Here is a 19,769-nt window from a genome sequence, read left to right as displayed (position 1 = left end):
AAGCCATGTTGCAGCCAAAAAGAACCAAGTTCAGGAAGCAGTTCAAGGGGCGCAACCGCGGTATGGCGTCCGTGGGCGCCAAGGTGAGCTTCGGCGAGTACGGGCTCCAGGCGGTCGAGCGCGGTCGGGTGAACGCCCGGCAGATCGAAGCCGCGCGGCGGGCGATGGTCCGTCACATCAAGCGCGGCGGCAAGATCTGGATTCGGGTGTTCCCCGACGTTCCGGTAACCAGCAAGCCCCTGGAAGTCCGCATGGGTAAAGGCAAGGGCGGCGTCGAGTACTGGGTATGCAAGGTCCAGCCGGGCCGCATGCTTTACGAGATGGAAGGGGTCAACGAGGATGTCGCGCGCGAGGCGTTTCGACTCGCCGCTGCGAAGCTCCCCGTCAAGACCGTGTTTACGCGTCGGCAGGTGATGTGATGAAAACGTCCGAACTCAGGAACAAGTCCGATCAGGAACTCGGCAGCGAGCTCGAGGCCCTGTACAAGGAACAGTTCGGTCTGCGCATGCAGCAGGCCGTCGGGCAGCTTTCGCGTCCCGACCGCATGAAAACCGTGCGGCGCGATATCGCCCGGATCAAGACGCTGATGAACGAACGCAGAACGGCGGGTTAACGAAGATGAACCAGGAAACGACGAAAACCCAGCGCTCCGTTGTGGGTCGCGTGGTCAGCGACAAGATGGACAAGACCCGCACGGTCGTGGTTGAACGGCGCGTTCGGCACCCGCTGTATGGCAAGTTCATTCGCCGGTCGACGAAGCTCCGCGTCCATGACGAAGAGAACGTGTCGAAGGAAGGCGATCGCGTACGGGTTCGGGAGTGCCGGCCCATGTCGAAACAGAAGCGCTTTGCCCTGATCGAAGTGGTCGGGCGCGACGCGCTGTGAACCGGATCCCGGGAGAACATCCATGATTCAGATGCAGACCGTCCTTGAAGCCGCCGACAATTCCGGCGCGCGCCGCATGCAGTGCATCAAGGTCCTGGGCGGATCCCATCGGCGTTATGCGCGGATCGGGGACGTCATCAAGGTGTCCGTCAAGGACGCCATTCCCCGGGGCAAGGTCAAGAAGGGCGACGTGTACAATGCCGTGGTCGTGCGTACCGCATCCGGTGTTCGTCGTTCCGATGGTTCGGTGATCCGGTTCGACCGTAATGCGGCGGTGCTGCTGAACAGCCAGTACCAGCCGGTCGGGACCCGTATCTTTGGCCCGGTGACCCGTGAACTGCGTGGAGAGAATTACATGAAGATCATTTCTCTCGCGCCGGAAGTGCTTTGAGGACGTCATGAAAAAGATTCGCAAGGGTGACGATGTCGTCGTGATCGCCGGTAAGGACAAGGGCCGGCGCGGCACGGTGATCAAGGTGCAGGACGACAAGGTCCTGGTGCAGAACATCAACATGGCGAAGAAACATCAGAAACCGAATCCCCAGCAGGGCGTCAGCGGCGGCATCATTGAGAAGGAGATGCCCATGCATATTTCGAACGTCATGCTGTACAACCCGGCGACCGCCAAGGGCGACCGGGTCGGGATTCGCACGCTGGAAGATGGCCGAAAGGTTCGGGTTTATCGCTCGAACGACGAGGTCGTGGACGCTTAACTGCAGGAATATCGGTTTATGGAACGCTTGAAAGAAGATTACGAGTCCAGGATCAAGCCGGCCCTGCAGGAGCAGTTCGGTTACGGCAACGTCATGGAGATCCCGCAGGTCACCAAGGTCACCCTGAACATGGGTCTTGGAGACGCGGTTGCTGACAAGAAGATCATCGAGCACGCGATGGGTGACATGACCGCCATCGCGGGGCAGAAGCCGGTCATGACCCGGGCGCGCAAATCCATTGCCGGATTCAAGATCCGCGACGGGTATCCGATCGGCTGCAAGGTGACGTTGCGGCGCCGCCAGATGTACGAGTTTCTGGATCGTCTGATCAACATCGCGCTGCCTCGTGTGCGCGATTTCCGCGGCTTCAGCCCGAAGGCGTTTGACGGCCGCGGTAATTACACCCTCGGGGTGAAGGAACAGATCATCTTTCCGGAGATCGATTACGACCGCGTCGATCGCCTCCGGGGGATGGACATTACGATTACGACCAGCGCCAAGACGGACGCGGAAGCCCGGGCTCTCCTGGAGGCCTTCAACTTCCCCTTCCGGCAGTAAAGAGGTAAGAGGAATGGCCAAGGTATCGATGGTCCAGCGTGAGCGTAAGCGTGAACGCCTGGCGAAGAAGCACGCCGAGAAACGGCAGGAACTCAAGGCGATTCTCGTCGACGAGAACCGGTCTGGCGAGGAACGTCTGGAGGCGATGAACAAGCTGCAGAAGCTGCCGCGTGACTCCAGTCCCGTGCGGCAGAAGAATCGCTGTGCCGTGACCGGTCGGCCGAAGGGTTACTATCGCCGGTTTGGCCTGGGCCGAAACAAGCTTCGCGAGTACGCCATGAAGGGCGAGATTCCGGGGCTGCGCAAGGCGAGCTGGTAAGGAGAAACCGCCATGATGACCGATCCGATCGCCGACATGCTCACCCGGCTGCGCAATGCACAGCGCGCCGACAAGGAGCAGGTGTCGATCCCGTATAGCAAGAACAAGGAAGCGATTCTGCGTGTGTTCGCGGACGAGGGCTTCATCGCCGATTACCGCTCGGAAGGCGAAGGTGCTCGCAAGGTGTTGATCGCCACCCTGAAATATTTCCAGGGCCAGCCGGTGATCGAAACCGTACAGCGCATCTCGCGGCCGGGGCTGCGGATTTACCGCGGCAAAAACGAGCTGCCCCGCATCAATGCCGGTCTGGGTGTGGCCGTGATCTCCACGCCGCGCGGCGTGATGAGCGATCGCGCCGCACGCGAGATCGGTCAGGGCGGCGAAGTGCTCTGCAAGATCTACTGAGGACGATTCGATGTCTCGCATTGCAAATCTGCCGCTGGAGCTGCCCAACGGGGTGTCCCTCGATCAGCAGGGCGACCGCATCACGGTCAAGGGGCCCAAGGGGGAGATTTCCCTCTCCGTCCCCGAGACCGTGCTGGTCTCCGTCGAGGACAATACCGTGACCGTTCAGCCCAGCGAGAAGGCGAAGACCTACGCGATGGCCGGAACCATTCGGTCGCTGCTCGGCAATCATGTCCATGGCGTCAGCCAGGGCTTCGAAATCGTGCTGGAGCTGGTCGGGGTTGGATACCGGGCACAGGTTCAGGGCAAGAACCTGAATCTGACCCTCGGATTTTCACATCCGATCGACTTCTCGATTCCGGAAGGCGTGACCGTCGAGGCGCGTTCGCCCACCGAAATCGCGGTGCAGGGGCATGATCGTCAGAGCGTCGGCCAGGTGGCCGCCGATATCCGCGCGCTGCGTCCCCCGGAGCCCTACAAGGGCAAGGGCGTGAAGTACAAGGACGAGCGTATCCAGCGCAAAGAAGCCAAGAAGAAGTAGGTAGGCACCAGTGGACAAGAAACAGGCCAGAATCAAGCGGGCACGTCGGGCGCGGTACAAGATTCGCGAGCAGGGCGTTCACCGTCTCTGTATCCATCGCACGCCGCGGCACATGTATGCACAGCTCATCGCCCCCAATGGCGACAATGTGGTGGCCGCTGCCTCCACGGTCGAGAAGGACCTGCGTGATGCGGGTACCTACACCGGGAATGCGGATGCTGCCGCGCGCGTGGGTCAGAAGATTGCCGAGCGTGCGCGCCAGGCGGGTATCCAGGAAGTCGCATTCGACCGTTCCGGCTTCCGCTTCCATGGTCGGGTGAAAGCCCTGGCCGATGCTGCCCGCGAGGGCGGGCTTCAGTTCTAGCAGACGGACCCAGCGGAGATAACAATGGCACGTAATGATGTAAGTGAAGCCACCGATGGGCTCCAGGAAAAGCTGATCGGCGTCAACCGAGTCGCCAAGGTCGTCAAGGGCGGCCGGCAGTTCCGGTTCGCCGCGCTGACCGTGGTGGGCGATGGCGAAGGCCGTGTCGGCTTCGGTTATGGCAAGGCGCGCGAGGTCCCGCAGGCGATTCAGAAGGCGATGCAACAGGCGCGCCTCGAGATGCGGGATGTGGCGTTGCAGGAGGGCACCCTGCACTACGCCGTGAACGGACGCCACGGGGCGGCGAAGGTCTACATGCAGCCGGCATCCGAGGGTACCGGTATCATCGCCGGTGGCGCGATGCGCGCGGTCCTGGAGGTCGCGGGCGTCAAAAACGTGCTGGCGAAATGTGTCGGATCCCGCAACCCCATCAACGTGGTGCAGGCGACAATCAACGGACTGGCCATGGTGAACTCGCCCGAACTGATCGCGGCGAAACGCGGCAAGTCGGTCGAAGACGTGAAGAGCTGATCATGAGCAAACTCAAAGTCAAACTCGTGCGCAGTCCGGCGAATCGGATCCGCAGCCACAAGGCGACGGTTCGGGGGCTCGGCCTGCGCAGGATGCACAGTACCTCGGTGATCGAGGCGACGCCCGAGAATCTGGGGATGGTGCGCAAGGTGCGCTATCTCCTGGACGTAGAGGAAGTCTGAAATGCGACTGAATGAGATTGCGAGTCCGCAGGGTGCCCGTAAGGCCGGGAAACGGGTCGGTCGCGGTATCGGCTCCGGCCTGGGAAAGACCGGCGGACGTGGCCATAAAGGGCAGAAGTCTCGCTCCGGCGGGTTCACCAAGACCGGCTTTGAGGGTGGCCAGATGCCCCTGCAGCGTCGGCTGCCCAAGGTCGGCTTCCGCTCGCGTCGCCAGGCCGAAACGGCCGAAGTGCGCCTGAACGAACTGAACCGCGTTGGCGGCGAGGTCAGTCTGGAGACGCTGAAGCAGGCGGGTGTGATCCCGGCTGAGGCCCGTGCGGCGAAGATCTTTGCCTCGGGCGAGGTGTCCGGCGCGGTCACCGTCCGTGGTGTCCGGGTCTCCAGGGGTGCGCGCGCGGCGATCGAGGCCGCGGGCGGCAGCGTCGAGGTCTGATAATGGCGCGCGGACCGGCAGCCCGAGCGGGTGGTGGAGGCGGACTGACCGGCTTCACTGAGTTGCGCAAACGCCTGCTGTTCGTGCTGGGCGCGCTGGTGGTTTATCGGATCGGGACGTTCATTCCGGTGCCGGGCATCAATCCGGTCGCGGTTCAGCAGTTCTTTGAACAGCAAAGCGGCACCATCCTGGACATGTTCAACATGTTCTCCGGTGGTGCGCTGGAGCGACTGTCGGTCTTCGCGCTTGGCGTGATGCCGTATATCTCGGCGGCCATCATCATGCAGCTTCTGGCCGCGGTGGTGCCGTCTCTGCAGCAGCTGAAAAAGGAAGGGGAAGCCGGCCGCCGAAAGATCACCCAGTACACCCGGTATGGCACCGTGGTGCTGGCTCTGTTTCAGAGTATCGGGATCGGTATCGCGCTGAACGGGCAGACCATACAGGGCATGCCCATGGCGCTGAATCCGGGTCCGATCTTCATCTTTACGGTGGTTGTGTCGCTCGTTACGGGAACGCTGTTCCTCATGTGGCTGGGTGAACAGATCACGGAACGGGGCATTGGCAACGGCATTTCGATCATTATCTTCGCCGGGATTGTGGCGGGGCTGCCGGGCGCGATTGGCGGAACCCTGGAACTGGCGCGGACGGGCGAACTGGCTGCTGCCTTCGTGGTGATCCTGCTGATCCTGGCCCTGGCGGTGACCGCGTTCGTGGTCTTCGTGGAGCGCGGCCAGCGGCGAATCACGATCAACTATGCCAAACGGCAGGTGGGTCGCAAGATGGTGGGTGGACAGTCGTCCCACCTTCCGTTGAAGCTGAACATGGCGGGGGTGATCCCGCCGATCTTCGCGTCGAGTATCATCCTCTTCCCGTCGACGCTGGGTCAGTGGTTCGGACAGGCCGAAGGGATGGACTGGCTGCGGGAGATCTCGACCACGCTGGCGCCCGGACAGCCGTTGTACGTGGGCTTTTATGCCGCGGCGATCATATTTTTCTGTTTCTTCTATACCGCGCTGGTATTCAATTCGCGGGATACGGCGGAGAACCTGAAAAAACAGGGTGCGTTCATCCCCGGGATCCGTCCGGGTGTGCAGACGGAGCGCTACATTGACGGGGTGATGACCCGGCTGACAGCGGTGGGCGCGGTGTACATCACCGCAGTGTGTCTGCTGCCCGAGTTCCTCATCCTGTACTGGAACGTGCCGTTCTACTTCGGCGGTACGTCGCTGCTGATCATCGTGATCGTGGTCATGGACTTCATGGCGCAGCTGCAGTCGCACCTGGTATCGCATCAGTATGAAGGCCTGATGAAGAAGGCGAATCTCAAGGGTTTCGGCGGGACCGGGATCCGCTAGCACAGGAGAAGGAAAATGAAGGTACGCGCATCCGTTAAGCCGATCTGCCGCAACTGCAAGGTGGTGCGTCGCAACGGGACCGTCCGTGTGATCTGTACGGAAGCCCGTCACAAGCAGCGCCAGGGCTGAGCTTGGCCGCTGACCGAAACGCTGATACTATAGTCGGCTTTGCCGAATCTTGATGGAGAAGTTGGATGGCTCGCGTCGCTGGAATCAATATTCCTGATCAGAAGCATACGGTGATCGCACTGACGTCGATCTATGGCATTGGTCCCACGCGTGCCCGGCAGATCTGCGATTCCGCCGGGGTGCGTCCGGAGATGAAGGTGAGGGATCTCACCGATGCCGAGGTGGATGCGCTGCGGGCCGAGGTCGACAAGTTCCCAGTTGAAGGGGACCTGCGGCGCGAGATCAGCATGAACATCAAGCGGCTGATGGATCTCGGTTGCTACCGGGGCGTGCGCCATCGTCGCGGCCTTCCGCTGCGCGGGCAGCAGACGCAGACCAACGCGCGCACCCGCAAGGGCCCGCGGCGTCCGATTCGCAAGTAACACGACTGGGAATACAGGTTAATGGCACAAGCGCAGACCCGGACCAAGAAAAAGGTCCGCAAGAACATCGCCGAGGGCGTCGCGCATGTCTATGCGACGTTCAACAACACGATCATCACCATCACCGATCGCCAGGGCAATGCGATCAGCTGGGCGACGTCCGGCGGGTCCGGCTTTCGCGGTTCACGCAAGTCGACGCCCTTTGCCGCGCAGGTGGCGGCCGAGCGCGCCGGCAATGCAGCGGCGGAGCACGGGGTGAAGAACCTGGACGTCGAGGTCCGCGGCCCGGGGCCGGGGCGCGAGTCGGCGGTGCGTGCGCTGAATAACGCGGGTTTCAAGATCACGAACATCAGTGACGTGACACCGATCCCGCACAATGGTTGCCGGCCGCCCAAGAAGCGGCGCGTCTGAGGCTGGAGTCGAATTATGGGTCGTTATATTGGACCGAAGTGCAAACTGAGTCGTCGCGAGGGTGCCGATCTCGGTCTGAAGAGCCGGGCGCGCGCACTCGAGACGAAGTGCAAGCTGGATCAGCCGCCGGGTCAGCATGGCGAACGCCGTACGCGGCTTTCGGACTATGCGGTCCAGCTGCGCGAGAAGCAGAAGCTGCGCCGGACTTACGGTGTACAGGAAAAGCAGTTTCGTAATTATTACCACAAGGCTGCGCAACGGAAGGGTTCGACCGGGGAGAATCTCCTGAAGCTCCTCGAAGGCCGTCTGGATAACGTGGTCTATCGCATGGGCTTCGGCTCGACGCGCTCCGAAGCGCGCCAGCTCGTGGCGCATCGCGCGATTCTGGTCAATGGCCGGGTTGTGAATGTGGCGGCCTATCAGGTTCAGCCGGCGGATGTGGTGAGTGTTCGCGAGAAGGCCCGCAAGCAGGTTCGGATCCAGGATTCCATGACCCTGGCCGAACAAAGCGGTCTGCCCGAGTGGGTGGAGGTCGACAGCAGCAAGTTCGAGGGCACCTTCAAGGCGGTGCCGGATCGTGCGGATCTGCCGGCCGACATCAACGAGTCGCTCGTCGTCGAGCTTTATTCGAAGTAAACGCCAGCGGGCATTTCGCCGGGAGCATCAATGCAAGCCAACGAACTGGTCAACAAACAGCAGATCGAGGTCGAGTCGGAGGCGCGGAATCAGTCGCGTGTGGCGCTCGAGCCGCTGGAGCGTGGTTTCGGGCACACGCTCGGCAACGCGCTGCGGCGGGTGCTGCTGTCTTCGATCCCGGGTGCGGCGATCGTCGAAGCCCGCATCGAGGGCGTGCTGCACGAGTACACGACCATTGAGGGCGTGCAGGAAGACGTCGTGGACATCCTGCTGAACCTGAAAGGCGTGGCGCTGCGCATGCATGCGCGGGATGAGTCCACGCTCACGCTCAAGAAGAAAGGTCCGTGCACCGTGACGGCTGCGGACATCCAGGTGGACCATGACGTCGAAGTGGTCAATCCGGAGCACGTGATCGCGACGATCAACAAGGACGTTGAGCTCGACATGACGATGACGGCGCGGACGGGGGAAGGCTACGAGCCGGTCACCGCCCGCCAGACCGGCGGAGAAACGGACGAAACCGGGATTGGTCGTCTGCAGCTGGACGCGACGTTCAGTCCGATTCGCCGCGTGGCCTATCGGGTGGAAAGTGCGCGCCTGGCTCAGCGTACGGATATGGATCGCCTGGTGCTGGAGCTGGAAACGAACGGGGCCATTGCTCCGGACGATGCCGTTCGGCAGGCAGCGACCATCCTTCAGGGACAACTGGCGCCGTTCGTCGATCTGCAGGAAGAGGTCTCCGAAACAGCGACCGGTGGTGCCAGCGCGGTGGATCCGGTGCTGCTGCGTCCGGTGGACGAGCTTGAGCTTACCGTGCGCTCGGCGAACTGCCTGAAGGCCGAGAACCTGTACTACATCGGTGACCTGGTCCAGCGTACGGAAGTGGAACTGCTGCGTGCCCCGAATCTCGGCAAGAAGTCGCTGACCGAGATCAAGGACACGCTTGCGACCCACGGGCTTTCCCTGGGTATGCGGCTGGAAAACTGGCCGCCGCCGGGTCTGCGGGACGAGAACGAGTAATCAGTGGGCGTCACACGCCAATAGCATTCAGAGGATAGTCCAATGCGTCATCGTCATTCCGGCCGGCAGCTCGGCCGCAACAGTTCGCACCGCAAGGCCACCATGCAGGCGCTGACGAATGCGCTGTTTCGGCACGAACTGATCAAGACCACGCTGCCCAAGGCGAAGGAGCTTCGCCGGGTAGCCGAGCCGTTGATCACCCTGTCGAAGAATGACAGCGTGCATGCGCGGCGCGAGGCCTTCTCCCGCCTGCGGGACAAGGAAACCGTGGGCAAGCTGTTTACCCAGCTGGGCCCGCGTTACCAGGAACGTCCCGGGGGGTATCTGCGTATCCTCAAGTGCGGCTTCCGCGCAGGAGACAATGCGCCGATGGCCTACGTGGAGCTGGTGGACCGTCCGATGCCGGACGAGGAAGAGGCAGCCTGACGCCACGTCGGCCGTCGCTGTGAGAAGAGGCCGCCCTTCGGGGCGGCCTTTTTCGTTTCGGGGGGGTAGTCTGGTCCGCGGCTCGAGTCTGCGCCGTCCGCGTCAGGCAGGGGCATCCTCGGTAGCGGGCCACGGGGCGAGCATCGGGCCGAGGAAGTGGCCGGTATGGCTGGCGGGCGTGGCCGCGACGGTTTCGGGTGTTCCGGCGACGATCAGCTGCCCGCCCCCGCTGCCGCCCTCGGGTCCGATGTCGACCAGCCAGTCGGCCGTCTTGATGACGTCCAGGTTGTGTTCGATGACCACGATGGTGTTGCCGTGGTCACGCAGGCGATGCAGGACGCGAAGCAGCTGGGCGATATCCTCGAAGTGGAGACCCGTGGTGGGTTCGTCGAGGATGTAGAGCGTCTTGCCGGTGTCGCGTTTGGACAGTTCGCGGGCGAGCTTGATGCGCTGGGCTTCGCCGCCGGAGAGGGTGGTGGCGTTCTGCCCGAGCTGGATGTAGGAAAGCCCGACCTCCATCAGCATTTCGAGCTTGCGATGGATGACGGGGACCGGCTGGAAGAAGTCCAGCGCTTCTTCCACGGTCATTTCCAGGACTTCGTGGATGTTCTTCCCCTTGTAACGAACCTCGAGGGTCTCGCGGTTGTAGCGCTGGCCGCGGCATACGTCGCAGGGCACGTAGACGTCCGGGAGGAAATGCATCTCGACCTTGATGACGCCATCACCCTGGCAGGCCTCGCAGCGCCCACCGCGCACGTTGAAGGAAAACCGGCCGGGCTTGTAACCGCGTGAACGGGCCTCGGCGGTGGCGGCGAACAGCTCCCGGATGGGGGTGAACAGGCCGGTGTAGGTCGCGGGGTTGGATCGTGGCGTGCGGCCGATCGGGCTCTGGTCGATGTCGACCACCTTGTCGATTCGTTCAAGCCCTTCGATGCGGTCGTGTTCGGCGACCGGATGCCGCGCGTTGTGCAGGGTGTTGGCCGCGGCGGGATACAGGGTGGCGTTGACCAGCGTCGACTTTCCGGAACCGGAGACCCCGGTCACGCAGGTGAACAGCCCCAGCGGGAATTCAAAGTCGCCGCCGCGCAGATTGTTGCCGCGCGCGCCGCGAACCCGAAGCGTATGGTCCGGATCGGCGGCGTGGCGCTGTTCGGGGATCGCGATACTGCGCCGCCCGGAGAGGTAGGCGCCGGTCAGGGAATCTTCGCTGGCGGCGATCTCTGCCGGCGTGCCCGCGGCCACGACTTCGCCGCCATGGCGGCCGGCCCCGGGCCCGATGTCGAGGACATGATCGGCTTCGCGGATGGCGTCCTCGTCATGCTCCACCACGATGACCGTGTTGCCGAGGTCGCGCAGGCTGGCCAGGGTGTTGAGCAGGCGCGCGTTGTCCCGCTGGTGCAGGCCGATGGAGGGTTCGTCGAGGATGTACATCACGCCGACCAGTGCCGAGCCGATCTGTGACGCCAGGCGGATGCGCTGGGCCTCGCCACCGGAGAGGGTTTCGGCGGAACGATCCAGCGTCAGGTAGTCCAGACCGACATCCACCAGGAAACCGAGCCGGGCGGCGATCTCGCGGACGATTTTTTCCGCGATGCGTGCGAAACGCCCCGGCAGCTCGAGGTCGTCGAAGAAGGCCTGGGCGCCGGCGACGCTCATGTGCGTGATCTCCGGCAGGGTGTGGCCCTTGACGAACACGTTGCGAGCGGCGGCATTGAGACGCGTGCCATGGCACGAGGGGCAGGGCTGCTCGTTGAGATAGCGCCCCAGTTCCTCGCGCACGGCCGCCGAATCGGTCTCCCGATAACGCCGTTCGAGGTTGGGGATGATGCCCTCGAAGACCCGGTGGTCGGTGCGCAGGCGCCCGTTCGCTGCCGGGGTGCTCAGGGGGATCTCCTCGGCACCGGAGCCGTGCAGGATCACGGCCCGGACCTCCGCCGGCAGGTCCTTCCACGGCGTCTCCACATCGAAGCCGTAGTGGCGGGCCAGGCTGTTCAGGAGGCTGAAGTACCAGGCGTTGCGGCGATCCCAGCCGCGAACCGCGCCACCGGCCAGGCTGACCTCGGGCTGGGCGACCACACGCTCGGGGTCGAAGTACTGGTGCACGCCCAGGCCGTCACAGGTGGGGCAGGCACCGGCGGGATTGTTGAAGGAGAACAGGCGCGGTTCCAGTTCGCGCAGCGCATAGCCGCACACCGGGCAGGCGAAGCGGGCCGAGAAGGTCATCGGTTCGCGTTCCGGCTGGTCCATCCAGGCGACCAGTGCCAGGCCGTCGGCCAGCTCGGTCGCGGTCTCGAAGGATTCGGCCAGGCGCTGCCGCAGGTCCTCGCGGACCTTGAAGCGGTCGATGACGATCTCGATGTTGTGCTTGCGTTTGGGGTCCAGCTCGGGCAGGGCGTCCAGTTCGTGGATCTCGCCGTTGATGCGCGCACGCAGATACCCGTGGGCACGCATGGATTCCAGCAGCTTGTGGTGTTCGCCCTTGCGGTCGCGCACCACCGGCGCCAGCAGCATCAGCTTTTCGCCTTCAGGCATCTCCAGTACCTGGTCGACCATCTGCGAGATGGTCTGTGCGGCCAGGGTCTCGCCGTGATCAGGACAGCGCGGCTCGCCGGCGCGGGCGAACAGCAGGCGCAGGTAGTCATAGATCTCGGTGATGGTGCCGACGGTCGAGCGGGGGTTGTGGGAGGTGCTTTTCTGCTCGATGGAGATGGCCGGGGACAGACCGTCGATCTGGTCGACATCCGGTTTTTCCATCATCGACAGGAACTGCCGCGCGTAGGTCGACAGGCTCTCGACGTAGCGTCGCTGGCCTTCGGCGAACAGGGTGTCGAAGGCCAGCGACGACTTGCCCGACCCCGAGACCCCGGTGATCACGATCAGCCGCTCGCGCGGCAGTTCGATATGCAGGTCCTTGAGGTTGTGGGTGCGGGCGCCGCGGATCTGGATGTTCTGCATCATGGGACGACGGATACTCCGGAGTCGTTGGGAAGGGCAGCCGGCGGCTGCCAGCCGGCCATGGTAACACCCGGTCACGGCCCGCCGGAGGCCCGGGGCTCTGGTAGACTCCCGTCCGCGTTCGTTCACCGGCGTGCCATGCAGGAGTCCTGACCACATGAATGCCCGCGAGTTGCGAGCCACCTCCGGACTGGCGGCCATCTACGGCGTGCGCATGGCCGGCCTGTTCCTGATCCTGCCGGTGTTCATGCTGCACGCCGACGATATCCCGGGTGCCACGCCGCTGCTCGCCGGGCTGGCGCTGGGGATCTACGGCCTGACCCAGGCGGCCCTGCAGATTCCGTTCGGTCTGCTCTCCGATCGCCTCGGCCGCAAGCCGCTCATCGCGGCCGGCCTGGGCCTGTTCGTGCTCGGCAGCCTGGTGGCGGGACTGGCGGAGGACATCCACGGGATCATCCTTGGCCGGGCCCTGCAGGGAGCGGGTGCGGTTGCCGCGGTGGTGCTGGCGCTGACCGCCGACCTGATCGCCGAGGAACGCCGGACCCGGGCGCTGGCGGTGATCGGCCTGACCATCGGGCTCACGTTCACCGTCTCGATGGCACTGGGGCCGCTGCTCGATCGCGGCGTCGGTCTTTCCGGCATTTTCCTGGTTGCGGCGGGGCTGGGGGTGCTGGCACTGCTGATCCTCCTGTTGTGGGTCCCGTCGCCGGGTCGAAGGCGCCAGCATCCGGACATGGTCCCGCAATGGGCCATGCTGCCGCGGGTGCTGGCGGACCCGGAGCTCGCGCGGCTCAATGCGGGGATCTTCATCCTGCATCTGGTGCTGGCGGCCAATTTTCTGGTGCTGCCGACGTACCTGGTGGCGGGGGCCGGCCTGCCGGCGGCCGAACACTGGGCCTTCTACCTGCCGGTGTTGCTGGCCGGCTTTGCGTTGATGCTGCCGGGGGTCATCCTCGGCGAGCGGCGCAGGCGCATGCACGGCGTGCTGCTGCTGGCGATCGCCCTGCTGGTGCTCGTGCAGACCGGCCTGGCTCTGGCTTTCCATCTTGACGGCGGCGTTTGGTGGCTGGCGCTGTTGATGGTCGGCTTTTTCGCGGCCTTCAACCTGCTGGAGGCGGGGTTGCCCGCGATGGTGTCGCGCGCAGCCCCGCTGGCCCACAAGGGCACCGCGATGGGCGGATTCGCGACCGCCCAGTTCCTCGGGATCTTTGCCGGTGGCGCGCTGGGCGGGGTGCTGCTGGGTCTGGTCGGGCCCGTGGCGGTCCTGCTGGCCAGTGTGCCGGCGCTGGTGATCTGGTTCCTGCTGGCCCGCGGGCGCAGCCCGGAGCATTACGTGACCCGGACGCTCGCGGTGCCGACGGTCTGGGAGGGGCAGCCGGGGAGGCTGCTGAGCGAACTGCGCGGCTGTCCCGGCGTGGCCGAGGTCGCGCTGTCGCCGGATGCAGGCTCGGTTTATGTGCGCCTGCATCCCGATGTGCAGGCGGACGGATCGCTGCGGGAACGCCTGGAGCGCGGCCCGGCCGGGTGAAGCCCGCGCCCGCACCGCCCGGTGACCCGCGTCACGCGGGCGGGTTCTGTTGCGCCCGTCAGCGCCTGCTACACTATCGACTCGATTAACCCGTGCCCGACACAAGGAGTTCCCATGGCCCGCGGAGTCAACAAGGCGATCATTCTCGGCAACCTCGGTGCCGACCCCGAAAAGCGCGAAACGCCCGGCGGGGCGACCGTCACCAACTTCCGCGTGGCCACCACGGAGCAGTGGACCGACAAGCAGAGCGGGGAGCGGCGCGAAAACACCGAATGGCACCGGGTCGTGATGTTCGGCCGTCTGGCCGACATCGCCGCGCAGTATCTGTCCAAGGGCTCCCAGGTGTACATCGAGGGCCGGATCCAGACCCGCAAGTGGCAGGGGCAGGACGGTCAGGATCGCTATACCACCGAGATCGTCGCCAGTGACATGCAGCTGGTCGGTGGACGCGGCGGAGGCGGTGGCGCCGGCGGTGCCGCTGCCGGTGGTGGCTACGGCGGCGGTTACGACCCGGGCCCCGGTGGCGGTGGCGACGGCTTCGGGGGCGGTTCGTCCTCCCCGTCGTCCGGTCCGGGTGGCTCCTTCGATGACGATGACGTCCCGTTCTGACGGGTATCCAGAAGGCACATCAGCTGAGGTGGCCAACACGCAATGACCCGCAAGATCTACATCCAGACCCACGGCTGTCAGATGAACGAGTACGACTCCGACCGCATGCTGGACGCCCTGAAGGCGGACGGCGGCGCGGAGCGTACCGAGGATCCCGAACAGGCCGATGTCCTGCTGCTGAACACCTGTTCGATCCGCGAGAAGGCCCAGGAGAAGGTCTTCTCGCTGCTGGGCCGCTGGCGCGCGATCAAGGAGCGCCGGCCGGGGATGGTGATCGGGGTCGGCGGCTGTGTGGCGAGTCAGGAGGGCGAGGCCTTGCGTCAGCGCGCGCCGTACGTGGATCTGGTGTTCGGGCCGCAGACCCTGCATCGCCTGCCGGAGATGATCCGCGAGGCGCAGCGGGCGCGCGCCCCGGTGGTGGACATCTCGTTCCCCGAGATCGAGAAGTTCGACCGCCTGCCCGAACCGCAGGCCGAGGGCCCCACGGCCTTCGTCTCGGTGATGGAGGGCTGTTCCAAGTACTGTTCGTTCTGCGTGGTGCCCTATACCCGCGGTGACGAGATCTCGCGCCCCTTCGACGACGTGATCGCCGAGGTGGTGGCGCTGGCCGAGCAGGGGGTGAAGGAGATCAACCTGCTGGGGCAGAACGTCAATGCCTATCGCGGTCCGATGGAGGACGGAGACACCGCCGACCTCGCGCTGCTGATCCACTACGTGGCGGCGGTGGACGGGATCGAGCGCATCCGCTTTACCACCTCGCATCCGGTGGAGTTCTCCGACTCCCTGATCCAGGCCTTCGCCGACGAACCCAAGCTGGTCAGCCACCTGCATCTGCCGGTGCAGAGCGGTTCCGACCGGATCCTGGCGCAGATGAAGCGCGGGCACACCATCCTCGAGTACAAGGCGAAGATCCGTCGCCTGCGCGAGGCGCGCCCGGAGCTGGACCTGTCGTCGGACTTCATCGTCGGTTTCCCCGGCGAGACCGACGCCGATCACCGGGCGACCATGGACCTGATCGAGGAACTGCACTTCGATTTTTCCTTCAGCTTTATCTACAGCGCGCGTCCGGGTACGCCGGCGGCCTCGCTGCCCGACGACGTCCCCATGGCGGTGAAGAAGGCACGGCTGGCGGAGCTGCAGGCCGTCATCGAGCGGCATGGCCGCGAGCGCAACCAGTCCATGGTGGGGGGTATCGAGCCGGTACTGGTGGAGGGGCCGGCGAAGCGCAATCCGGACGAGCTGGCCGGGCGCACCGCCAACAACCGCATCGTGAATTTCCCCGCCGACCCGTCCCTGATCGGGCAGATGGTGCCGGTGGAGATCACCGAGGCCCTTGCCCACTCCCTGCGCGGGCGCCGGGTGGTCGAACCCGTTGCCGCCGCCGCGACCGCCTGAACCCGGCATGGCAAACCGACTGGATTTCACCCTGGAACCGGGCGACCAGGAGACCCTGGCACGCCTGTCCGGTCCGCTGGATGCCCACCTGCGTCTGATCGAGAACCGCCTGGGCGTCGCCGTCCACAACCGGGGGCCGCGCTTCAACCTCACCGGGCCCAGCGCCGCGGTGGATGCGGCCGGTGCGCTGATCCACGATCTGCATCGCATGGCGCAGGAGGAGCCGGTCTCCCTGGAGCAGGTCCACACCGCCCTGCAGGAAGCCAATGTCGAGGCCCTGGCCGACAGCTCATCCGACACGCCCGATCCGGTGCTGCGGCTGAAACGTGCCGCGATCCGCGGGCGCGGTCCGCGCCAGTCGCGGTATATCGCCGGGATCGGTCGCAACGACCTGACCTTCGGCATCGGCCCGGCAGGCACCGGCAAGACGTTCCTCGCGGTGGCCGCGGCGGTGGCCGCGCTGGAGCAGGACCGCGTCCAGCGCCTGGTACTGGTGCGCCCGGCGGTGGAGGCCGGCGAGCGCCTGGGATTCCTGCCCGGGGACCTGGCGCAGAAGATCGACCCCTACCTGCGGCCGATGTATGACGCCCTGTACGAGCTGATGGGATTCGACCAGACCGCGCGCCTGATGGAGCGCCAGGTAATCGAGGTCGCGCCGCTGGCCTACATGCGCGGGCGCACCCTGAACGAGGCCTTCATCATCCTCGACGAGGCGCAGAACACCACCGTCGAACAGATGAAGATGTTCCTCACCCGCATCGGCTTCGGCTCGACCGCGGTGGTCAACGGCGACGTGACCCAGGTGGACCTGCCGCGCGGGCAGCATTCCGGCCTGCGGCATGCGATCCGCATCCTCGAGGGCGTGGAGGGCGTCGGCATCCACCACTTCCGCGGCGAGGACGTGGTCCGCCATCCGCTGGTGCAGCGCATCGTGCAGGCCTACGATGCGCACGAAGAGGAGCGTGGCGATGACGCTTGAGGTCGCGGTGCAGTATGCCGTCCCGCGGGCCGGCGTGCCCGCGGCGCGGCGTCTGCATGCCGCCGCCCGCGCGGCCTGGCGCGGCGAGGCCGCGACCGGCGTGACCCTGCGGATCGTGGATGCCGACGAGGGGCGCGAGTTGAACCGGGCCTTTCGTGGTCGCGACCGGGCCACCAATGTGCTGTCGTTCCCGGTGCCGGAGGACATGCCGCTCCCGCCGGAGGCCGGCCCGGGCGGTCTCGGCGATATCGTGCTGTGCGATCCGGTGCTGCAGCGCGAAGCGCGCGAGCAGGGCAAGCCGGTGGCCGACCATTACACCCACATGGTGGTGCACGGGATGCTGCATCTGCAGGGGTTCGATCATCAGGACGCTGACGAGGCGGCCGAGATGGAGGCCCTGGAAACCGCGATCCTGGCCGGCCTCGGACTTGCGGACCCGTATCGCGTGCCGGAGACCCGGTGCGCGGCCGGCGCACGGAGTGTTCATGGCGCCTGAGCCCGGGGCCGCCACTGGCGGGTTGTCGCTGTGGCGGCGCCTGCTGGAGCCGCTGCTGCGCCGTCTGCGGCGCGAACCGCGCAGCCGGCGGGAGCTGGTCGAGACCCTGCGCGGGGCGCAGGAACGCGAGCTGCTGGATCCCGAGGCGCTGACCATGCTGGAGGGCGTGCTCAATGTCGCCGACATGCAGGTGCGCGACATCATGATCCCGCGTGCGCAGATGGAAGTAGTGCGGCGCGATGCCCCGCTGTCGGAATTCCTGCCCGACGTGGTGGCGTCGGCCCATTCGCGCCTGCCGGTGGTTGGCGACCATCGCGACGAGGTGGTCGGGATCCTGCTGGCCAAGGACCTGCTGCGCTTCTTCGGGGATCCCGATGACGCCGGGTTCGACATGCAGGAGATCCTGCGCCCGGCGGTGTTCGTGCCCGAGAGCAAGCGCCTGAACGTACTGCTGAAGGAATTCCGCCTGAGCCGCAATCACATGGCCATCGTGGTCGATGAGTACGGCGGGGTGGCCGGTCTGGTGACCATCGAGGACGTGCTGGAGCAGATCGTCGGCGAGATCGAGGACGAGCACGATGTCGAGGACTATCTGACCCAGATCATGCAGCACCCCGGCGGGCGCTACACCATCAAGGCGCTGACCCCGCTGGACGAATTCAACGCCTATTTCCAGACGGCCTACGACGAGGATGCCTTCGACACCGTGGGCGGGCTGCTGCTGTCGCATTTTGCCCATGTGCCGCACCGCGGCGAGACCCTGCAGCTGGATGGCATGCAGTTTCGCGTGCTGCGTGCGGACAATCGCCGGCTGCACCTGGTGGAGATGCGTCTGGCCGAGCCCGCCGCAGGGCCGGCGGCGTCGTCCGGCCCCGGCGAATCCGGCACGGAGGTCCCGTGATGCGCGGCCTGCCACTGCCCGACCTGAGCGGCCGCTGGGTCGGTGGCCTGCTGGCCCTGCTCGCGGGGGCGTTCGCGGTGCTGGCGTTCGCGCCGGTGGGGCTGTTCACCGCCGCGCCGCTGGCGCTGGCGGTGTGGTTCGGGCTGCTGGTGCGGGTGCAGGGGCGGCCACGGCGTGCCGCGTGGTTCGGCTGGCTGTTCGGCCTGGGATTCTTCGGCGCCGGCACGTCCTGGATCTTCAACAGTCTGCTGGTGTTCGGCCAGGCCCCGCTGGTGGTCGCCAGCGTGATCACGGTGGCCTTCGTGCTGGTGATGGCGCTGTACCCGGCATTGTTGAGTGCGCTGGCCGCGCGCTTTCTGCCGCTGCACCGAATGGAGGGCCTGCTGGCCCTGGCCGGCGGGCTGGTGCTGCTGGAACTGGCACGTTCCTGGCTGTTCTCCGGATTCCCCTGGCTGCTGTTCGGCCATGCCACGCTGGAGACGCCGCTGGCGTCCTGGCTGCCGCTGGGTGGCGAGCTGGCGGCCAGCCTGATGGTGGCACTGATCGCCGCCGGACTGGTGCTGGCGGCCGGGCGGCGTTCGCGCGGCATCGGCGTGGGTCTGGTGGCGGGCGTGGTGGTGGTCTCCGCGGCCCTGCTGCCGTTGCAGTGGACCGAGCCCGACGGCGAGCCGGTCAGCGCGACGCTGGTGCAGGGCAACATCGAGCAGGAGCGCAAATGGGCCCCGGACGGCATCCGGCACTCGCTGGAGGTGTACCGCGAGCTGACCGCGCAGGCCGAGCCGGCGGATCTGGTGGTGTGGCCGGAAACCGCGATCCCCGCGCTGACTGGCGAGGTGGCCGGGGCGCTGGAACAGGTGGCCGCGGAGCTGCCGGGCGAGGACGCGCAGCTGGTGACCGGGCTGTTCGACGGCCACCGCGACGGGGATATCCATAACGCGATCCTGACCTACCCGGGCGGGGCGGCCTACCACAAGCGGCAGCTGGTGCCGTTCGGCGAGTACATCCCGCTGCGTGAGCAGCTGGCCTGGCTCGACCGGCTGCTGATGATCCCGATGTCCGATCTGGCCCGGGGGGAGGATGACGGTCGGATCACGCTGGCGGGGCGCACCGCCGGGGCGAGCATCTGCTACGAGTCGGCCTATGCCCGGCACATCCGCGCTGCCCTGCCCGAGGCGGGCTTCCTGGTCAACGTGTCCAACGATGCGTGGTTCGGCGACAGCCTGGCCCCGGCCCAGCATCTGCAGATCGCGCGGGTGCGGGCGGTGGAGACCGGACGTCCGATGCTGCGCGCGACCAACACCGGGGTGTCCGCGCTGATCGACTTCGACGGCCGGCTGATCGACGCTTCGCCCCTGTTCGAACCGGCTACCGTGCACGGCGAGATCCGGCCACGCAGCGGCATCACCCCGGCGGCGGCGATGGGCGAGGGACCCGCGGTGCTGGCCGCACTGGTGCTGGTGGTGCTGGGCGCGGCGGTCGGTCGGCGGCGGGCCGGCGCCGAAGACCGGGACTGACCGCCGCCCCGGGTCTGCTCGACTCGGGTTCACTCGACCCGGGCTGCCCCGGCACCGCGGAT

At 65.8% G+C, this 19,769-nt stretch carries 28 protein-coding genes; 27 read left to right on the top strand and 1 reads right to left on the bottom strand.

Going from position 1 to position 19,769, the window contains the following annotated elements; genetic code table 11:
- The first annotated feature begins 5 nt into the window (after positions 1 to 5).
- From rplP to rplQ, 20 genes are all read left to right on the top strand, one after another.
- Entirely contained in the window at positions 6 to 419 is a 414-nt protein-coding gene (rplP, locus tag F573_RS0103045; protein WP_018870676.1) for a 50S ribosomal protein L16, read from the top strand.
- Positions 419 to 613 carry a 50S ribosomal protein L29 gene (rpmC, locus tag F573_RS0103040; RefSeq protein ID WP_018870675.1) on the top strand — a complete coding sequence of 65 codons (195 nt, stop codon included), beginning with the start codon at positions 419 to 421 and terminating at the stop codon, positions 611 to 613. The genes rplP and rpmC overlap by 1 nt, the downstream gene beginning before the upstream one ends.
- 5 nt (positions 614 to 618) lie before the next feature.
- Positions 619 to 885, top strand: a complete 267-nt coding sequence (gene rpsQ, locus F573_RS0103035) for a 30S ribosomal protein S17 (protein ID WP_018870674.1) — start codon at positions 619 to 621, stop codon at positions 883 to 885.
- Between the two features lie 22 nt (positions 886 to 907).
- On the top strand, positions 908 to 1,276 hold the full coding sequence (rplN, locus tag F573_RS0103030) for a 50S ribosomal protein L14 (RefSeq protein ID WP_018870673.1): 369 nt from the start codon (positions 908 to 910) through the stop codon (positions 1,274 to 1,276).
- A 7-nt stretch (positions 1,277 to 1,283) separates the two neighbouring features.
- A complete protein-coding gene (gene rplX, locus F573_RS0103025; protein WP_018870672.1) occupies positions 1,284 to 1,598 on the top strand; it encodes a 50S ribosomal protein L24 in 315 nt (104 codons plus the stop codon).
- A gap of 18 nt (positions 1,599 to 1,616) precedes the next feature.
- A complete protein-coding gene (gene rplE, locus F573_RS0103020; RefSeq protein ID WP_019021413.1) occupies positions 1,617 to 2,156 on the top strand; it encodes a 50S ribosomal protein L5 in 540 nt (179 codons plus the stop codon).
- A 13-nt stretch (positions 2,157 to 2,169) separates the two neighbouring features.
- Positions 2,170 to 2,475: a 30S ribosomal protein S14 gene (gene rpsN, locus F573_RS0103015; RefSeq protein WP_018870670.1), complete on the top strand. Its 306-nt coding sequence runs from the start codon at positions 2,170 to 2,172 to the stop codon at positions 2,473 to 2,475.
- A 12-nt stretch (positions 2,476 to 2,487) separates the two neighbouring features.
- The gene (gene rpsH / locus F573_RS0103010) at positions 2,488 to 2,880 is read left to right on the top strand and encodes a 30S ribosomal protein S8 (protein WP_018870669.1); all 393 of its coding nucleotides are present in this window, start codon (positions 2,488 to 2,490) and stop codon (positions 2,878 to 2,880) included.
- Positions 2,881 to 2,890: 10 nt separating this feature from the next.
- Positions 2,891 to 3,421: a 50S ribosomal protein L6 gene (gene rplF, locus F573_RS0103005; RefSeq protein WP_018870668.1), complete on the top strand. Its 531-nt coding sequence runs from the start codon at positions 2,891 to 2,893 to the stop codon at positions 3,419 to 3,421.
- Positions 3,422 to 3,431: 10 nt separating this feature from the next.
- The gene (gene rplR / locus F573_RS0103000) at positions 3,432 to 3,785 is read left to right on the top strand and encodes a 50S ribosomal protein L18 (protein ID WP_018870667.1); all 354 of its coding nucleotides are present in this window, start codon (positions 3,432 to 3,434) and stop codon (positions 3,783 to 3,785) included.
- A 24-nt stretch (positions 3,786 to 3,809) separates the two neighbouring features.
- On the top strand, positions 3,810 to 4,316 hold the full coding sequence (gene rpsE, locus F573_RS0102995) for a 30S ribosomal protein S5 (RefSeq protein ID WP_018870666.1): 507 nt from the start codon (positions 3,810 to 3,812) through the stop codon (positions 4,314 to 4,316).
- A gap of 2 nt (positions 4,317 to 4,318) precedes the next feature.
- A complete protein-coding gene (rpmD, locus tag F573_RS0102990) occupies positions 4,319 to 4,498 on the top strand; it encodes a 50S ribosomal protein L30 (RefSeq protein ID WP_018870665.1) in 180 nt (59 codons plus the stop codon).
- 1 nt (position 4,499) lies between these two features.
- A complete protein-coding gene (gene rplO / locus F573_RS0102985; protein WP_018870664.1) occupies positions 4,500 to 4,931 on the top strand; it encodes a 50S ribosomal protein L15 in 432 nt (143 codons plus the stop codon).
- Positions 4,932 to 4,933: 2 nt separating this feature from the next.
- Positions 4,934 to 6,286: a preprotein translocase subunit SecY gene (gene secY, locus F573_RS0102980; protein WP_019590827.1), complete on the top strand. Its 1,353-nt coding sequence runs from the start codon at positions 4,934 to 4,936 to the stop codon at positions 6,284 to 6,286.
- A 15-nt stretch (positions 6,287 to 6,301) separates the two neighbouring features.
- The gene (gene rpmJ / locus F573_RS0102975; protein WP_018935185.1) at positions 6,302 to 6,415 is read left to right on the top strand and encodes a 50S ribosomal protein L36; all 114 of its coding nucleotides are present in this window, start codon (positions 6,302 to 6,304) and stop codon (positions 6,413 to 6,415) included.
- A gap of 65 nt (positions 6,416 to 6,480) precedes the next feature.
- A complete protein-coding gene (gene rpsM / locus F573_RS0102970; protein WP_019021412.1) occupies positions 6,481 to 6,837 on the top strand; it encodes a 30S ribosomal protein S13 in 357 nt (118 codons plus the stop codon).
- Between the two features lie 21 nt (positions 6,838 to 6,858).
- Positions 6,859 to 7,248: a 30S ribosomal protein S11 gene (rpsK, locus tag F573_RS0102965; RefSeq protein ID WP_018870661.1), complete on the top strand. Its 390-nt coding sequence runs from the start codon at positions 6,859 to 6,861 to the stop codon at positions 7,246 to 7,248.
- A 15-nt stretch (positions 7,249 to 7,263) separates the two neighbouring features.
- Entirely contained in the window at positions 7,264 to 7,884 is a 621-nt protein-coding gene (gene rpsD, locus F573_RS0102960; RefSeq protein WP_018870660.1) for a 30S ribosomal protein S4, read from the top strand.
- A gap of 30 nt (positions 7,885 to 7,914) precedes the next feature.
- Entirely contained in the window at positions 7,915 to 8,904 is a 990-nt protein-coding gene (gene rpoA, locus F573_RS0102955) for a DNA-directed RNA polymerase subunit alpha (RefSeq protein ID WP_019021411.1), read from the top strand.
- Positions 8,905 to 8,946: 42 nt separating this feature from the next.
- Positions 8,947 to 9,330, top strand: coding sequence for a 50S ribosomal protein L17 (rplQ, locus tag F573_RS0102950; RefSeq protein WP_018870658.1), 384 nt, complete (start codon positions 8,947 to 8,949; stop codon positions 9,328 to 9,330).
- A gap of 102 nt (positions 9,331 to 9,432) precedes the next feature.
- Here the strand turns inward: rplQ and uvrA are convergent, their stop codons facing one another.
- Complete coding sequence (uvrA, locus tag F573_RS0102945) at positions 9,433 to 12,285, bottom strand: excinuclease ABC subunit UvrA (RefSeq protein WP_026300775.1); 2,853 nt, start codon at positions 12,283 to 12,285, stop codon at positions 9,433 to 9,435.
- A gap of 157 nt (positions 12,286 to 12,442) precedes the next feature.
- Between uvrA and F573_RS0102940 the strand changes: the two genes are divergently transcribed.
- The 7 genes from F573_RS0102940 to lnt all read left to right on the top strand — a co-directional run bounded on the left by F573_RS0102940 (position 12,443) and on the right by lnt (position 19,707).
- Positions 12,443 to 13,813 (top strand): MFS transporter, encoded by a 1,371-nt coding sequence (locus tag F573_RS0102940; RefSeq protein ID WP_019021409.1) that lies wholly within the window; start codon positions 12,443 to 12,445, stop codon positions 13,811 to 13,813.
- Positions 13,814 to 13,927: 114 nt separating this feature from the next.
- On the top strand, positions 13,928 to 14,422 hold the full coding sequence (gene ssb / locus F573_RS0102935; RefSeq protein WP_019021408.1) for a single-stranded DNA-binding protein: 495 nt from the start codon (positions 13,928 to 13,930) through the stop codon (positions 14,420 to 14,422).
- Positions 14,423 to 14,464: 42 nt separating this feature from the next.
- Positions 14,465 to 15,817 carry a tRNA (N6-isopentenyl adenosine(37)-C2)-methylthiotransferase MiaB gene (gene miaB, locus F573_RS0102930; protein ID WP_019021407.1) on the top strand — a complete coding sequence of 451 codons (1,353 nt, stop codon included), beginning with the start codon at positions 14,465 to 14,467 and terminating at the stop codon, positions 15,815 to 15,817.
- A 7-nt stretch (positions 15,818 to 15,824) separates the two neighbouring features.
- Complete coding sequence (locus F573_RS0102925) at positions 15,825 to 16,796, top strand: PhoH family protein (RefSeq protein ID WP_019021406.1); 972 nt, start codon at positions 15,825 to 15,827, stop codon at positions 16,794 to 16,796.
- Positions 16,786 to 17,292: an rRNA maturation RNase YbeY gene (gene ybeY, locus F573_RS0102920; protein ID WP_018870652.1), complete on the top strand. Its 507-nt coding sequence runs from the start codon at positions 16,786 to 16,788 to the stop codon at positions 17,290 to 17,292. The genes F573_RS0102925 and ybeY overlap by 11 nt, the downstream gene beginning before the upstream one ends.
- A complete protein-coding gene (locus F573_RS0102915) occupies positions 17,282 to 18,193 on the top strand; it encodes an HlyC/CorC family transporter (RefSeq protein WP_019021405.1) in 912 nt (303 codons plus the stop codon). The genes ybeY and F573_RS0102915 overlap by 11 nt, the downstream gene beginning before the upstream one ends.
- Positions 18,193 to 19,707: an apolipoprotein N-acyltransferase gene (lnt, locus tag F573_RS0102910; protein WP_019021404.1), complete on the top strand. Its 1,515-nt coding sequence runs from the start codon at positions 18,193 to 18,195 to the stop codon at positions 19,705 to 19,707. Before F573_RS0102915 ends, lnt begins: the two co-directional genes overlap by 1 nt.
- Positions 19,708 to 19,769 lie beyond the last annotated feature (62 nt).

Origin of the sequence: Thioalkalivibrio sp. ALE23, assembly GCF_000378545.1 — a bacterium.
Classification (GTDB): domain Bacteria; phylum Pseudomonadota; class Gammaproteobacteria; order Ectothiorhodospirales; family Ectothiorhodospiraceae; genus Thioalkalivibrio.
Note: the sequence above shows the minus strand (reverse complement) of the source record. Positions and strands in the feature narration are given on the sequence as shown.